The organism is Arthrobacter horti (assembly GCF_030731045.1).
GTDB classification, from domain to species: Bacteria; Actinomycetota; Actinomycetes; order Actinomycetales; family Micrococcaceae; genus Arthrobacter_E; species Arthrobacter_E nanjingensis.
In genome coordinates, this window is record NZ_JAVALS010000011.1 from 66,332 (window position 1) to 81,193 (window position 14,862).

General features: G+C 68.8%; 16 protein-coding genes. 10 read left to right on the forward strand and 6 right to left on the reverse strand.

Annotation, left to right across the window (positions count from 1 at the left end; all coding sequences use genetic code 11):
• Positions 1–98 precede the first annotated feature (98 nt).
• From Q9R02_RS13510 to Q9R02_RS13520, 3 genes are read left to right on the forward strand one after another with little or no spacing between them, the layout of a single operon-like run.
• Positions 99–1,265, forward strand: coding sequence for a Gfo/Idh/MocA family protein (locus tag Q9R02_RS13510; RefSeq protein ID WP_305997226.1), 1,167 nt, complete (start codon positions 99–101; stop codon positions 1,263–1,265).
• Entirely contained in the window at positions 1,265–2,479 is a 1,215-nt protein-coding gene (locus Q9R02_RS13515; protein WP_305997227.1) for a dihydrodipicolinate synthase family protein, read from the forward strand. The genes Q9R02_RS13510 and Q9R02_RS13515 overlap by 1 nt, the downstream gene beginning before the upstream one ends.
• Entirely contained in the window at positions 2,476–3,315 is an 840-nt protein-coding gene (locus tag Q9R02_RS13520) for a sugar phosphate isomerase/epimerase family protein (protein WP_305997228.1), read from the forward strand. The genes Q9R02_RS13515 and Q9R02_RS13520 overlap by 4 nt, the downstream gene beginning before the upstream one ends.
• A gap of 78 nt (positions 3,316–3,393) precedes the next feature.
• On the opposite strand, the gene Q9R02_RS13525 is transcribed toward Q9R02_RS13520, so the two are convergent.
• Positions 3,394–4,854: an MFS transporter gene (locus tag Q9R02_RS13525; RefSeq protein WP_305997229.1), complete on the reverse strand. Its 1,461-nt coding sequence runs from the start codon at positions 4,852–4,854 to the stop codon at positions 3,394–3,396.
• A gap of 60 nt (positions 4,855–4,914) precedes the next feature.
• On the opposite strand from Q9R02_RS13525, the gene soxR reads away from it, so the two are divergent.
• Positions 4,915–5,367 (forward strand): redox-sensitive transcriptional activator SoxR, encoded by a 453-nt coding sequence (gene soxR, locus Q9R02_RS13530; RefSeq protein WP_305997230.1) that lies wholly within the window; start codon positions 4,915–4,917, stop codon positions 5,365–5,367.
• Between the two features lie 88 nt (positions 5,368–5,455).
• On the opposite strand, the gene Q9R02_RS13535 is transcribed toward soxR, so the two are convergent.
• Positions 5,456–6,100 (reverse strand): YoaK family protein, encoded by a 645-nt coding sequence (locus tag Q9R02_RS13535; RefSeq protein WP_305997231.1) that lies wholly within the window; start codon positions 6,098–6,100, stop codon positions 5,456–5,458.
• A gap of 69 nt (positions 6,101–6,169) precedes the next feature.
• Between Q9R02_RS13535 and Q9R02_RS13540 the strand changes: the two genes are divergently transcribed.
• Positions 6,170–6,865 carry a hypothetical protein gene (locus Q9R02_RS13540; protein WP_305997232.1) on the forward strand — a complete coding sequence of 232 codons (696 nt, stop codon included), beginning with the start codon at positions 6,170–6,172 and terminating at the stop codon, positions 6,863–6,865.
• Positions 6,866–6,868: 3 nt separating this feature from the next.
• Here the strand turns inward: Q9R02_RS13540 and Q9R02_RS13545 are convergent, their stop codons facing one another.
• Complete coding sequence (locus Q9R02_RS13545) at positions 6,869–8,089, reverse strand: MFS transporter (RefSeq protein ID WP_305997233.1); 1,221 nt, start codon at positions 8,087–8,089, stop codon at positions 6,869–6,871.
• 243 nt (positions 8,090–8,332) lie between these two features.
• Between Q9R02_RS13545 and trmB the strand changes: the two genes are divergently transcribed.
• Positions 8,333–9,283, forward strand: a complete 951-nt coding sequence (gene trmB, locus Q9R02_RS13550) for a tRNA (guanosine(46)-N7)-methyltransferase TrmB (protein WP_305997234.1) — start codon at positions 8,333–8,335, stop codon at positions 9,281–9,283.
• The gene (locus tag Q9R02_RS13555; protein ID WP_305997235.1) at positions 9,280–9,912 is read left to right on the forward strand and encodes a DNA-3-methyladenine glycosylase I; all 633 of its coding nucleotides are present in this window, start codon (positions 9,280–9,282) and stop codon (positions 9,910–9,912) included. Before trmB ends, Q9R02_RS13555 begins: the two co-directional genes overlap by 4 nt.
• Positions 9,913–9,985: 73 nt before the next feature.
• Here the strand turns inward: Q9R02_RS13555 and Q9R02_RS13560 are convergent, their stop codons facing one another.
• From Q9R02_RS13560 to Q9R02_RS13570, 3 genes are all read right to left on the reverse strand, one after another.
• The gene (locus Q9R02_RS13560; RefSeq protein ID WP_305997236.1) at positions 9,986–10,738 is read right to left on the reverse strand and encodes an aquaporin; all 753 of its coding nucleotides are present in this window, start codon (positions 10,736–10,738) and stop codon (positions 9,986–9,988) included.
• 172 nt (positions 10,739–10,910) lie between these two features.
• On the reverse strand, positions 10,911–11,306 hold the full coding sequence (locus tag Q9R02_RS13565; protein WP_305997237.1) for a VOC family protein: 396 nt from the start codon (positions 11,304–11,306) through the stop codon (positions 10,911–10,913).
• A 26-nt stretch (positions 11,307–11,332) separates the two neighbouring features.
• Positions 11,333–12,016 carry an alanyl-tRNA editing protein gene (locus Q9R02_RS13570; RefSeq protein ID WP_305997238.1) on the reverse strand — a complete coding sequence of 228 codons (684 nt, stop codon included), beginning with the start codon at positions 12,014–12,016 and terminating at the stop codon, positions 11,333–11,335.
• Between the two features lie 81 nt (positions 12,017–12,097).
• On the opposite strand from Q9R02_RS13570, the gene Q9R02_RS13575 reads away from it, so the two are divergent.
• The 3 genes from Q9R02_RS13575 to Q9R02_RS13585 all read left to right on the forward strand — a co-directional run bounded on the left by Q9R02_RS13575 (position 12,098) and on the right by Q9R02_RS13585 (position 14,683).
• Positions 12,098–12,679, forward strand: a complete 582-nt coding sequence (locus Q9R02_RS13575) for a carboxymuconolactone decarboxylase family protein (protein ID WP_305997239.1) — start codon at positions 12,098–12,100, stop codon at positions 12,677–12,679.
• Between the two features lie 5 nt (positions 12,680–12,684).
• Positions 12,685–13,581 carry an RNA polymerase sigma-70 factor gene (locus tag Q9R02_RS13580; protein ID WP_305997240.1) on the forward strand — a complete coding sequence of 299 codons (897 nt, stop codon included), beginning with the start codon at positions 12,685–12,687 and terminating at the stop codon, positions 13,579–13,581.
• Positions 13,582–13,693: 112 nt separating this feature from the next.
• Complete coding sequence (locus Q9R02_RS13585) at positions 13,694–14,683, forward strand: DUF7674 family protein (protein WP_305997241.1); 990 nt, start codon at positions 13,694–13,696, stop codon at positions 14,681–14,683.
• The last annotated feature ends 179 nt before the right edge of the window (positions 14,684–14,862 follow it).

Below are 14,862 nucleotides of genomic sequence, written 5' to 3' on the forward strand. Positions count from 1 at the left end.
CCGGGAAAGTTTCGGAAAGCGCTTGCCAAGTGGCGAGGCGCGCGTCACACTGGGTTCGGAAAGCGTTTTCCATACGTCGAGACCCCTCAGGAGAGCCGATGACCACCACCCGCACGCTCCGCATCGCCATGAACGGCATCACGGGCCGCATGGGCTACCGCCAGCACCTGCTGCGTTCCATCCTGCCGATCCGCGACGCCGGAGGCTTCCTCCTGGAGGACGGCACCCGTGTGCAGGTGGAGCCGATCCTGGTGGGCCGCAACGAGGCCAAGATCCGTGAGCTGGCGGAGAAGCACAAGGTCGGCGAGTGGTCCACCGATCTGGACGCCGTCATCAGTGACCCCACCGTGGACATCGTGTTCGACGCCTCCATGACCAGCCTCCGCGCCGCCACCCTGAAAAAGGCCATGCGCGCCGGCAAGCACGTCTTCACGGAGAAGCCCACGGCGGAGACCCTCGAGGAGGCCGTCGAGCTGGCCCGGATCGGGCGGGACTCCGGCGTCACCGCCGGCGTGGTGCATGACAAGCTCTACCTCCCGGGCCTGGTCAAGCTCCGTCGCCTGGTGGACGAGGGCTTCTTCGGCCGCATCCTCTCAATCCGCGGCGAGTTCGGCTACTGGGTGTTCGAAGGCGACGTCCAGGCCGCCCAGCGCCCCTCCTGGAACTACCGCAAGGAGGACGGCGGCGGCATGACCACGGACATGTTCTGCCACTGGAACTACGTCCTGGAGGGCATCATCGGTTCCGTGAAGTCCGTGACCGCGAAGACCGCCACGCACATCCCCGTCCGCTGGGACGAGTCCGGCCGCGAGTACCGGGCCACCGCGGACGACGCCTCCTACGGGATCTTCGAGCTGGAGACCCCGGCCGGCGACCCGGTGATCGGCCAGATCAACTCGTCCTGGGCCGTGCGCGTGCACCGCGACGAGCTCGTGGAATTCCAGGTGGACGGCACGCACGGCTCCGCCGTCGCCGGCCTGCGCAACTGCGTCGCCCAGCAGCGCGCCCACACGCCCAAACCCGTCTGGAACCCGGACCTGCCCGTCACGGAGCCGTTCCGCGAGCAGTGGCTGGAGGTCCCCGCCAACGCCGAACTGGACAACGGCTTCAAGCTGCAGTGGGAGGAGTTCCTGCGGGACGTCGTCGCCGGCCGCAAGCACCGCTTCGGCCTGCTCTCCGCGGCGCGCGGCGTGCAGCTGGCCGAACTCGGCCTGCAGTCCTCCGCCGAACGGCGCACCCTGGACATCCCGGAGATCGTGCTCTGATGGCGGCCCTCCTTCTGCCCGCCGTGGACGGCGGACTGTATGAACGCGCCCTCCGCCCCGCCACGGCGTGGGCCCGGCCAAGCACACCCCTGACCTCCCGGCACGCCTACGCCGCGGCCCACGTCATCCCGAGCACGACGGCGGAGAACACCTCCGGCGCCCCGGCGCGGCTGGACTGGGACGCCACCCTGGCCTACCGCCACGAGCTCTGGTCCTACGGCCTGGGCGTCGCCGACGCGATGGACACCGCCCAGCGCGGCATGGGCCTGGACTGGGCGGCCACGCAGGAGCTGATCCGGCGCAGCGCGCAGGAGGCGGCCGCCGTCGTCGCGTCCGGGCAGCCTGCACTGGCCGGGAAGACGGTCCGTGACCTCCTCGCCTGCGGCGCCGGGACGGACCAGCTGGATCCGGCGGACGTGCCGGACGGTGAGGCGGGGCTCGCCGTCGTGCTGGAGGCCTACCGCGAGCAGCTGGCCGTGGTGAGCGGTTCCGGCGCCAAGGTCATCCTCATGGCGTCCCGCGCGCTGGCGCGGGTGGCGCGTGGCCCGGAGGACTACCTGCGGGTCTATTCGACGCTCCTGCGGGAGGCCACCGAACCGGTCATCCTGCACTGGCTGGGCACCATGTTCGACCCGGCGCTTGCCGGGTACTGGGGTGCCGACGATGTCGCCGCGGCCACGGAGACGTTCGTAGGGCTGATCCGTTCGCATCCGGACGCGGTGGACGGTGTGAAGGTGTCCCTGCTGGACGCCGCGCACGAGGTCGCCCTGCGCGCCGCACTGCCGGACGGCGTCCGGCTCTACACCGGTGACGATTTCAACTACCCCGAGCTGATCGATGGGGACGGCGAGCGCCACTCGGACGCGCTGCTGGGCGTCTTCGCGGCGATCTACCCGGCGGCGTCGGCGGCGCTGCAGGCGTACGACGCCGGCCGCCCGGCCGAGGCGCGCGGGCTCCTGGATTCGACGCGTGAGCTGGGCCGGCAGCTGTTCAGCGCACCGACCTTCTACTACAAGACCGGGATCGCGTTCCTGTCCTGGCTGAACGGCAGCCAGCCGGGCTTCCAGATGGTGGGCGGGCTGCATTCGGGCCGTTCCGTGCCACATCTGGTGCGGACTCTGGAGCTGGCGGACGAGGCGGGGCTGCTGCTGGACCCGGAACTGGCGGCGGCCCGGATGACCGGATTCCTGAGCGTGAACGGAGTGATCCTGTGAGTGACTTCTCCCGCCTGTCCCTGAACACGGCCACCACCAAGAAGTGGACGCTGCAGCAGGCCGTGGACGGCTGCGTCCGGGCCGGCATCCCGGCAATCGGGCCGTGGCGGGACCGTGTGGCCGAGGCCGGGCTGGAGAACGCCGCCCGGATGATCCGCGACGCCGGCCTGCGCGTCTCCTCGCTCTGCCGCGGCGGCTTCCTGACGGCCGCCGATCCCGAGGGGCAGGCTGCGGCGCTTCAGGACAACCGGCAGGCCGTGCTGGAGGCCGTGGCCCTGGGTACCTCGGAGCTGTTCCTGGTGGTGGGCGGCCTGGCACCGGGCGAGAAGGACGTGCTGGCGGCGAGGCAGCGGGTGGCGGACCGTCTCGCGGAGCTGGTGCCGTTCGCGTCCGCACACGGGGTACGCCTAGTTCTGGAACCGCTGCACCCGATGTACGCGGCGGACCGGGCGCTCATCTCGACCCTCGGTCAGGCCCTGGACCTCGCGGCGCCGTATCCGGTGGAGGCCGTGGGCGTGGCCGTGGACACCTTCCACGTGTGGTGGGACCCGGAGCTGAAGGTGCAGATCGAGCGTGCCGGCCGCGAGGGCAGGATCGCCTCCTACCAGGTGTGCGACTTCAACCTGCCCATCGCGGCAGACGCCCTCCTCTCCCGCGGCATGATGGGCGACGGCGTCATCGACTTCGCCACGATCACCGCGTGGATTCGCGACGCCGGGTTCACCGGGGACATCGAAGTGGAGATCTTCAACCAGGAGATCTGGGACGCCGACGGAGACGAGGTCATCGCCACCATGAAGGAGCGCTACGCGGAGCTGGTCCTACCGCACGCGTGAGCGTCCCAGCCCGTCACCGCGAGCGGTCATTTAATCGCAGTGTTTCCGCGGCGGACTGCGACTAAATGACCGTTCGCGTCAGGGGGCGGGGTGTGTCCGCACTCGCCCCGCCACCGACGCACCCAGCACCGCCACGGCACCCGTCAGGGCGAACACCCCGGCGAAGGCCTCGCCGGACCCCAGGACGTGGAACACCAGGCCCGTCGCCGCGAGGGAAAGGGCCGCGCCGAGGGAATCGGCCACGTTCGCCGCGGAGCCGTTGAACCCCTGGTTCCCCGGGTTGGAGAAAGCCAGCACCAGGACGCTCAGCCGGGGGCTCATGACACCCATGCCGGCGCCGGCCAGGAGCCAGCCGGCGATCAGGGCCGCCGGGTGCCAGTCCCCCACGGTGGCGGCCAGGACTGTCACGATCGCCACCACCAGGAACAGGGCGCCGAGCCGCACGAACGCGGCGTCGTTCATCCGTGCTGAGAGCCGGCCTTGCACGGCGGAGCCCACCGACCAGGCCACTGCGGAGAAGGTCAGGGCGAGCCCGGCCGTGGAGGGTTCGAAGCCGTGCCGGTCCATCAGGACGTACGGCACGTAGACCTCGGCCCCGAAGAACGCGGCGCCGGCCAGGAACTTCATCATGATCACGGACGGCAGGCCCCGCCGGCCCGTCAGGACGCCACTCGGCAGGAGCTTGCGGACCGTGACGAGCGCCAGGACGACGGCGGCGAGCGCCACCAGCCAGGACCACTGCCCTACCTCGACGGACAGGTTCAGCCCCAGCACGGCGAGCGCGACGACGGCGGCGAACCCGGCCCGCGCGCCGGTGCCGCGGGAGGCGGCCGGGTCGGCCGTGAGCTGCTGGGAGGTGAGGTCGCCTGGTGCGGCGGGCGCGCCGCCGTCGTCCACCTGCTCACGGGCGGCGAGGCGGCGCAGGGCGGGGACCAGCATGGCGAGGGCCGGGATCACCAGGAAGACCACACCCAGGAACACCCAGTGCCAGCTCAGGTACTGGGCCACGAGCCCGGCACAGAAGGGGCCCACCATGGACGGGACCACCCAGGCGGCGGAGAACGCGGCGAAGATCTTCGGGTGCAGCGCGGCGGGATAGGAGCGGGCCACCAGGACGTAGAGCACCACGTTGATGGCACCGCCGCCGAAACCCTGGATGAGGCGTCCCGCCAGGAACACGGGCATCGACTGGGCCAGGCCCGCCACCAGGAGACCCAGGGCGAAGACGCCCGTGGACGCGAAGAGCGGAAGCGCGGGGCCGCGCCGGTCGGTCCAGGCTCCGGCGAGGACCATGCCGACCACGCCGCTGGCGAGCGGGCCGGCGAAGGCGAGGGCGTAGAGGGCGGTGCCGTTCAGATCGCGCGCCACGAGCGGCATGACGGTGGTGATCGCCATGGCCTCGAAAGCGGCCAGGAACACGAGGGCGCACGTGCCGAGAGTGGTCAGGAGGTGGGCCGGGGACAGGACCCCCTGCAGGGCTGCGTCTTCGGGCGGCGCGTGATCGTGCGCGTCTGTGCCGGAGGTGCGAGTGGATACCATGGTCCTGACGCTACGACCTCAACTATGGTTGAGGTCAAAGCCGATCGGAAGGAGCCGGCCGTGCCACAGATCCCGGGCGGGAAGACGCATGAACTCAGCATCGGTGAGCTGTCCGCACGCAGCGGCGTACCGGCGTCGGCCCTGCACTTCTACGAACGCCAGGGGCTCCTGCAGGCCGGCCGGAACGGGCTCAATCAGCGCGTCTACGCACGGGACGCGCTGCGGCGCGTGGCGTTCATCCGCACCGCCCAGCGAGTGGGGATGGCCTTGAAGGAGATCCAGGCGGCGCTGGACTCTCTGCCGGAGGGCCGGACGCCCACCAAGAAGGACTGGTCGCGGCTGTCCCGGCGCTGGCGGGAGGAGCTGGACGCGCGGATCGCGGCGCTGACGCACCTGCGGGACGATCTGGACTCCTGCATCGGCTGCGGCTGCCTGAGCCTGAAACGCTGTGCCTTGCAGAACCCGGACGACGAGCTCGGCCGGCAAGGCAGCGGGCCGTTGCTGTGGGAGTGAGGTCCGTTTCTTGTCCGCGAACCGTCATTTAATCGCAGTGTTGTCGCGTGCCACTGCGATTAAATGACGGCTCGCGGGGCGGAAGGGCTCAGGCCTGAGCCCGGCGTAACGCGACTGTCGTCCAGCACAGGAGCATCGCGGCCGCGAACCACAGGCTCGTCAGTCCCGTCAGGCTGTAACTCACGGCGCCCACCACGGCACCGGCCGCGATCATGCTCCACAGGGTGAAATGCCGCAGCCACACCCCATGCGGCTCGGCACCCGTGAGCGCCGCCGCGAAATGCTGGCCGGTCTTCACGAGCGTCCCGGTCATGTACGTCAGCGCGATACTGACCTCGCCGTTGCGGGTGTAGGAGGTGTTCACCACGCCCATCGCCATGGCCAGCAGCGGAGGCACGACGACGCCGGCCGAGAGCGCCGGGAGGAGCGCGGCCAGGGCGATGAGCGCCGTCGTCGTGGCCAGGACCGCGGGCAGCCTCCGGGTGCCGGCGTTCCGGAAGGCCAGGGTGCTGAGCACGACGCCCAGGCTGAAGAATCCGATCAGGCCCAGGGCGAGCCCGGCGCCCGTCAACGAGCCGTGCACCAGGTCCGAGCTGGCGCGCGTGGTGTTGCCGCTCATGAAGGAGACGAAGTACCCGCCCAGATGGATGTACGCCACGGCGTCGATGAATCCGGCGACGGCGGACAGTCCACCGGCATAGAGGATGCCCCGCCAGGGCAAGGACGCGGCCACGGCAAGGCCTTTCGGACGGAGGATCAGGACGGATTCAGCGTAGCGCCGCCGCTGGCTAGGATCGGGATCATGACCTCCGCACCCGCCGGGCCCGGCCTGCCGGGCACCACACCGCGCAAGCCGTCGGCCGCCCGTCAGATCCTGTGGCTGATGCTGCTCGTGGTGACCGGGGTGCCGCTCCTGTTGGGCGCCTGGATCGGGCTGGTCCTGCTCGGGGAGGACCGGGGCTGGGGGCAGAGCGCGAATCAGGTGTTCGCGTGGGAGATCGCGGCCATGATGGCGCTGGTCCTCTGGCCGCTGGCGATCCGCGGTTCGCACCGCCAGTTCTGGCACAACCGGGGCAGACGCCCGCACGAGGTCGCCGAATGGGGCTCCGAGCCCACGGCGCCGGTGCCGAAGGTCCCCTTGCGCCCGGGCCAGTGGATCGGGAGGGCCACGGTGGTGGTCCTCGGCGGCGCAGGGATCCTGGCCGTCAGCGGGCCGCAGGAGGTCACGCTCCTGATCCTGAGGGCACTGGGAGTGGAGAGCATCGGGCCGGACTCCGTGTGGGGTGCGCTCCAGCTGGTCACGGTGCTGCTCCTGATGGGGCTGTTGCTGCCGGTCATGGCTCTGACCGAGAGGTCAGTCCGGAGGCACCCGAAAGGCAGCCAGGAGCGGTTCCGCTTGGAGGTTCAGCAGCACTGGTACCTGGCCGCCGTCACGGCATGGGTCATCAGCGTGGCGATGGGACTGATGTTCTCCGCGCTGATCCTCGCCTATCTCTGACCGTCATTCCACGTACCGGCGCCGCCCGGCCATCCAGCCGAACACGGCACCGGCCAGGGAGATGCCCAGGAACATCCATCCCGCCACCGTGAAATGACCGGTGTTCTGGTGGATCTGTGCCACCAGGAACGTGCCGGCCGACCCCACGCCGTAGCCCACGCCCTGCATCATCCCGGACAGCCGCGCGGCCGTGTGCTGGTCCCGGGTGCGCAGCATGATCATGGTCAGCGCCACCGCGGTCAGGGCACCTTGGCCGAGCCCGAGCAGCGAAATCCACACCCAGATCCCCTCGAGCGGGCCCAGGATGCTGAGCGCGAACCCCGCCCCGGTCATGAGGGCCAGCGTGGCGTTGATGATCCGCTGGTCCCAGAGCTTCGCCGCGAGCGCGGGCGCGAACAGCGACCCCAGCATCTGCAGCAGGATCGAGACGGAGACCATCACGCCCGCGGTGCCGCCGTCGATCCCCCGGTCCCGCAGCACCGGCGCCAGCCAGGCGAACACGCTGAACGAGCTCATGGCCTGCAGCACCATGAACAGCGTGACCTGCCACGCGACAGGAGAGCGCCACACGTCCGCGCCCTCGTGGTCCGCGACGGCCGCCCGGTGCGGCGCGTGCACGGCGAGCGGGGCGAAGAGGAGCGCGACGACGGCGGCCGGCACCGTCCACGCGAACAGCGCCGTCGTCCATTGGCCGCTGAGCTCGAAGAGCGGGTAGGTGAAGCCGGCGCCGAGGGCGGCTGAGGCGCAGATCGCGGTGGTGTAGAGGCCGCCCATGAGGCCGAGGCGGTGCTGGAAGTCGCGCTTGACCACGGTGGGGAGGATGACGTTGCACAGGGCGATCGCCGCCCCGCAGAGGGCGGTGCCGAGCAGGAGGAACGGCAGGTGGCCCAGGGTCCCGAGCTCCGTGGGGCGGATCGCCAGGCCGCCCGTGAGCACCAGCATGGCGCCAAGGAGGACACGTTCCGCGCCGAAGCGGCGGGCCAGGACCGGGGCGAGCGGCGCGAAGACGCCCAGGAGGGTCGCGGGCACCGTGGTGAGTGCGGTGACGGCCCATTCGGGGATGGCCCCGGCGGCGCGGATCTCCACGAGCACGGCCGCGAAGCTGGAGAAGACGGTGCGCAGATTGAGCCCGATCAGGACCAGGCAGACCCCCAGGAAGGCGAGCCGGGCGCGGCTGGGGGCGGTGGTCTCGAGGGCGGGGGTCTGCGTCTGCACGCTATCCATTGTCCCGCCCCGGCCGCATTCACCGCCCCGCCCCGGCCGCGGCCCCTCCGCCCAAACCGACCGTCCTGCCCGGGCCCCTCCGCTGAAACAGTGGGTTTCCGTTGAAACAGTGGGTCTAAACCACTGTTTCAACGGAAACCCACTGTTTCAGCGAGGGAGGCAGCCTCGAAAGAGAAGGGTCACGCCGGACGCCGCCCGCCCGGCTGTCACCCCGCCCCGGTACCCTGGAACACGATGAACGGCATGGATTCCCCCACCCCCACGGACGCCCCTGAACCGCACCAAGGCGCGGAGCAGCACCAGACGCACCACCCCATCACGGAGGGCAGCCAGGCGTCCTTCGGGACGTACCGGCGCAATCCGGTGAGCTTCGTACGCCGCGGGACCCGCCTGCAGGGCCGCCGCCAGGCCGCCTGGGACGAGTACGCGGACCGCTGGGTGGTGGACGTGCCGCGCCAGGTGGCGGACACGAGCGTGCACCCGGACTACGTGTTCGACGCCGAGGCCGCCTTCGGGCGCACAGCACCCCTGGTGGTGGAGATCGGCTCCGGACTGGGCGAGGCGGTCACGCACGCCGCCGCCGAACACCCCGAGTGGGACTTCCTGGCCGTGGAGGTCTACACGCCCGGCCTGGCGAACACCCTCATGAAGATCGCCCAGGGCGGACTCACCAACGTCCGGGTAGTCCAGGCGAACGCCCCCGAGGTCCTCTCCACCATGCTTCCGGCCGGTTCGGTCAACCAGGTGTGGGTGTTCTTCCCGGACCCGTGGCACAAGGCCAAGCACCACAAGCGCCGCCTCATCCAGCCGGCCTTCGCGGAGCAGGTGGCCCAGGCCCTGGAACCGGGCGGGCTGTGGCGGATCGCCACGGACTGGTCCAACTACGCCATCCACGCGCGCGAGGTGCTGGACGGTTCGGCGGACTTCGACAACGTGCACGAAGGCGAGCGCAGCGGGGCGGACAGCCCCCTGACGCAGGTGTGGGCGAGCGGTGTGGAGACCGTGGTGGGCGGGGCACCGGTGCGGGAAGGCCGCGCGCCGGTCAGCACCTCGCACACGGGCCCCAACGAGGGCGTGGACCAGGACGGCGGCTGGGCCCCCCGCTTCGAGGGCCGCACCCTGACGAGCTTTGAGCGCAAGGCCCTCGAGGCCGGCCGCATGGTCTTCGAACTGACCGGGAAGAGGAAGCCGTGAGCGACGTCGTCGTGCCCGTTCCGCTGAACACGCAACAGAGCGCGACCGTCCTGGGCGAGGACGGCCTGCGCCGCCCCGCCTGGGCGGCCACCGACACGCTCATGCGCGAGTACTACGACACCGAATGGGGCATGCCCGTCCGGGACGAGCACGGCCTGTTCGAGCGGATCGCCCTGGAGGGATTCCAGGCCGGACTGTCCTGGGCCACCATCCTGAAGAAGCGGCCGGCGTTCCGCGAAGCGTTCGCCGGCTTCGTGCCGGACGCGGTGGCGGCGTTCACGGACGACGACGTGGAGCGGCTCATGCTGGACGCCGGAATCGTGCGGAACCGGGCGAAGATCCTGGCCACCATCGCGAATGCGCGCGCCACCGTGGCGCTGCGCGACGAGGGCGGGCTGGTGGACTTCGTGTGGCGGTTCCGGCCGGCCGAGACGCCGTCCCCGCGGACGTTCGCGGAGATCCCCACGGTGTCCGAGGAGTCGAAGGCGCTGTCCAAGGCGCTGAAGAAGAAGGGTTTCGCCTTCGTGGGGCCCACCACGATGTTCGCGCTCATGGAGGCGATCGGGATGGTGGACACGCACCTGGTGGACAGCCACCGGCGCGGCTCCTCGGGGGTTTGGACGGCGTAAGTCTGGACGGCGTAGCCTGCGGACGAAAAGGCGGCGGCCACCGGAAGGTGACCGCCGCCGTCGTCGTGCCGGATTACTTGGAGACGCCCTCGAAAAGCGGCTTGTGGATGAAGCCGGCGATCAGGCCGCCGACGATCGGTGCCACGATGGAACCCCACAGCTGTCCCAGGGCCGTGCCACCGCCGAAGACGGCCGTGGCGATGGAACGGGCCGGGTTGAAGGAGCCGTTGGTCACCGGGATGGCGACCAGGGCGACCACCGTCAAGGTCAGGCCGATCGCGATGGGCGCGAAGTTCCCGGCCCCGCGCTTTCCGGTCACGGCCAGGATGACGGTCACGAAGATGGCCGTGGTCACGACCTCCGCCAGGAAGAACGCGCCCAGGCCATAACCGCCCGGGGAGAGCTCGCCCCAGCCTGTGGAGGCGAAGCCGCCCTTCTGGGCCTCGGCGAACGCACCGTCCTTGCCGCCGGCCAGGATGCCGGCGAGGACCGCGGCGGCCACCACGCCGCCGACGATCTGGGCGATGAGGTACCCGGCCACGTCTTTCCAGGCGAAGCGGCCCCCGGCCGCCAGACCCAAGGTGACCGCGGGATTGAAGTGGCCACCGGAGATGGGGCCGAAGGCGTAGGCGCCGATCAGCACGGAGAGCCCCAGGGCGAAGGCCACCCCGAGGAATCCGACGTTCAGACCACCCTGGCCCTTGCCGAAACCGGCGGCGAACAGGGCGGTGCCGATGACGGAGAACACCAGGAAAAATGTGCCGACAGCCTCAGCGCCAAGCTTGGCGACGACTGAGGGAGCGTCGGGAGCAACGGATTCAGACATGGTTCCTCTTTCCGATCTCATGAGTTTGGAGTAACAATCCACAGCCTAAGCTCGGCATTCCCGCAGGCCAAGCGACCGTTTTCATTTTTTGACAAGAATATTCACGGAGTTTCTCATTTCGTGATCTTGCAGCCGAGGCGCCCCGGACGGCAGGTCCGGGATGTCTCAGTCCTCACGCACCGGGCACCGGAACCGGCGCGATCCGGGCCTTGAGAAGGCAGAACTCATTGCCTTCCGGATCAGCCAGGACGTGCCAGTTCTCTTCGCCGGTCTGGCCGATGGCCGCCGGCTTCGCACCGAGCGCCAGGAGGCGCTCGAGTTCCGCGTCCTGGTCCCGGTCCGTGGCGTTGAGGTCGAGGTGCAGCCGCGACTTCCCGGGCTCCGGGGCCTCCCGGTAGCTGAAGAACAGCGTCGGCTGCGAGCCGCCGAAGCCATCCCGGGCACCGATCTCCACGGAACCGTCCTCCTCCCGTCCCAGGACCACGAAGTCCAGGACCTGGCACCAGAAGGCGGCCAGGACCTCCGGTTCGCGGCAGCCGAAGACGAGTTCACCGATGCGGCAGGCCATGTGCAATCCTCCAGTCTGTTTCAGTTTCAGGCGTGTTCGGCCTCGTAGCGGACCTTCAGCGCCCCGCGTTTGACCTTGAGTTCCAGGATTTTCACGTCCCGCAGATCGGCCAGGCTGGCCACATGCGTGCCACCGCAGGGCTCGGAATTCACGCCCGCGATCGTCACGGTGCGGTGGCCTGCATCGTCCATGCTGGCGGTGACGGCACCGCCAGTGGCGAGCACGGAGTCCAGGGCCGCCTGCAGCTCGGCGCGGACCGCGTCGCGGAGCTCCGGCGTCGCGAGTTCGGCCTCCAGGCCCTCCGGGTCGAAGTCCAGGCGCGCCTGCCCCGGGTAGTGGCTGTGGCCGGTGCTCTGCCAGCCGCGCGACTCGCCGAGGTGGCCGAGCACGTGCCCGGCAGTGTGCAGCGCGGCGTGCCGCAAGCGCCGCTCAGGGTCGACGGCGCAGCCCACCTGAGCGCCGACGGCCGGCAGCGCGGCGTCGTCGGCGGCGCTGAGGATCACCAGCCCGTCCTCGGTGCGCGACGGCGTCACGGGAGTCCCGCCGACCGTCCCCTCATCGGAAGGCTGGCCGCCGCCCTTGGGATGGAAGATGTTGGGGCTGAGCGCCACCCAGGCGCCGTCCTCGTCCCGGCCATCGGCCACCACTGTGGCCTCCGTGGCGAAGAGATAGGTGTCGCGGTAATAGGCCTGGTCCTGGGAGATGCTCATGAATTCACCCTAGCTGTCACAGATCCGGCCCGGGCGGTGTCTTCATGTGCACCAAGGAAGTACCGACCCGCAGGAGGAGTCATGACCACCCGAATTCCCGCCACCGAGATCACCGGCCTCTACGGCGCGCTGGTGAAGAAGTTCAGCACCAAGATGTTCGGCCGCGTCCCGGAGTCCCTGGGCGTGATGTGGCACAGCCCGGCCGTGCTCAAGGCGTCCATGGGCTTCGGCCAGAAGCTGCAGAAGTGGGATCACTGTGACGAGTCGCTGAAGTCCTTTGCGCACATGGCCGTGGCCTCCTACATCGGCTGCACCTGGTGCCTGGATTACAACTACTTCATGGCCTACAACCAGGGACTGGACTTGGAAAAGGCGCGGCAGATCCCGTGCTGGCGCGACTCCGATGTGTTCAGCCCGCTGGAGCGCGACGTCCTGGAGTACGCCGAGGCCATGAGCAGCACGCCGGTCACGGTGTCTGACGAGCTCTCGGCCCGGCTGCTGGAACGGCTCGGAGCACCGGCACTCGTCGAGCTGACCAGCGTGATCGGCTTCGCCAACCTGACCACGCGCGGCAATGTGGCCATGGGCATAGAGTCCGAAGGCTTCGCGGAGTCCTGCGAGCTGAAGCCCCTCGCCGCGCGCAGCGGCCGCACGGTAGCCTGAGCGCCATGAGCCCCGGCGTCGCTGACAGCGAGGACCCGTTCGTCACCCACCGCAGCCTCCTTTTCACGGTGGCTTACGAGGTGCTCGGCTCCGCTGCGGACGCGGAGGATCTGGTGCAGGAGGCCTGGCTGCGGTGGGCCGGGCTGGCCCCGGACGCCCGCGCCGAGGTGCGCGACCCACGTGCCTATCTGGTGCGGACCGTCACGCGCCTGGCGCTGAACCGCCTCCGCACGCTGGCGCGGCGGAAGGAAGACTACATCGGGGAATGGCTGCCGGAACCGCTGCTCACCGTGCCGGATGTGGCCGACGACGTCGAGCTGGCGGAGAGCGTCTCGATCGCCATGCTGACGGTGCTGGAGTCGCTGACGCCGGTGGAGCGGGCGGTGTTCGTGCTGCGCGAAGTGTTCGACACCCCGTACGAGGAGATCGCGCAGGCCGTGGACAAGACCCCGGCCGCCGTGCGGCAGATCGTCAGCCGTTCCCGCTCCCATGTGGCCGCGCGTCGCCCGCGCGTGCACGTGGACCGCAGCGAGCAGCGCGAGGTCGTCGAGCGGTTCCTGGCGGCGGTGAGCACCGGAGATGTGCAGGGGCTCATGGATGTGCTGGCACCGGATGTGGTGCTGATCGCCGACGGCGGCGGGCTGGCTCAGGCGGTCAAGGTGCCGGTGCTCGGCCTGAAGAAGGTCATCAACCTGCTCAAGTCCTTCCCGAAGGCCGCCGTCAACCCGCGCAGTGCCGTCCTCTGGCTCAACGGCCTGCCGGGCCTGCGGATCGACGACGAGGTGGCCGGCCCCACCCTCATCAGCGTGGCGGTGGAGGACGGCCGGATCACCAGGATCTTCGCGATGCGGAACCCGGAGAAGCTGGGTGGGGTGGAAGACGTGGTTCCGCTGGCGCGTTGACGGGGTTGTGGATCCACGACGAGCCCATCACTCGCGGTGGGTCGTTCGAGATACTTCAAGGGGCATACGGCATGACAGGGCCCATACTGAAATTCAGACCAGGAGGACAGAAATGAGTGCCGTAAATCGGAAAGTATCGACCGAAGAAGAGTATCGGAGACTCCGCGACGAAGCCTCACATGTCTTCGATCTCGCCGTCAGGTTTCCCAATCGTCCGCACCGGAGGTCGCCTGCTCATATTGCAATTCTTGACTGGGACTGGTTTCTCGGCGATGACTTCCCGACGGCCCTCAAGGCTCTCGCGAAGCGCGATGGGACCGACATGGCCGTACTCGTGGCTGTAGATCCGGACGACCCTGGCGAGCTCCACATGGAGGACGACTTCCCCGCAGCAATCATTCAGCCCAGTGCATTTTCTTCCGAGGCTTACAATCAGATCATCCTTCCAAAGCTGACAACACTCGGATTTGACGGAATCTACATGAGAGCTGACGTTATCGCGATCTACTCACGGTCATTCAGATGGTCCATCTGGGCGGAAAGAACCTGGGAGTTCGCAGTCATCTGCGCCGAATTTGACCTCCACTTTCTTGGATCCATGGACATTCCCGTCGCTTTCGACTTCAGGCAGGCAGTCAACAATCTTTGGCCGTCAGTAGATTTCTCAAAGAGTCGTGAAGAACAGACTGAAAACCGGCAACGGCACCTGTCTCGTTTCGCCCAGAGCTACTCGGAACAGGTGCCACAGCCCGTCGGCGTCAAGGCTGAGAACGTTGCATCGATTGGCGCTCTCATTCACGAATTTCCGGAACTCACGGAAATTCTTCAAGAGTCATTAGAAGATAATGAGGGCCAAGTCCTCGCCCACCTGATCATGGCAGATGTTTTTCGCTGGATGGCCGCCCACGTCGAAAATGACCGGAGCGCGTGCCAGTCCATTGTGAATTGGCTTGAAAGAGAATTTGAGAGAGGTCCTGACGAAGTTAAGAATCTCATCATCGTCAGCGGAGTAGAGCTGATACCCGACCCGGGCGACACGGGCGCCGAACTCCGGGACATGCTCGGACCCTTGTTAAAGAGCATGGACCCCTGGATCATCTAGCCATCCGCATAAGCCGAGGTCGAAACACTTGCCCCCGACGCCACCCCCTTTGACCGCCGCTCTCGCGACTCGAATGAAGAGAAGGCTTCGCAAACGTCGAAAACGTGGACGACTTCCTCCGCGCTGAACCATTGACCACACGCTGCATCGTCGGGAGAACTCGAAGTCGAGACGGCGCC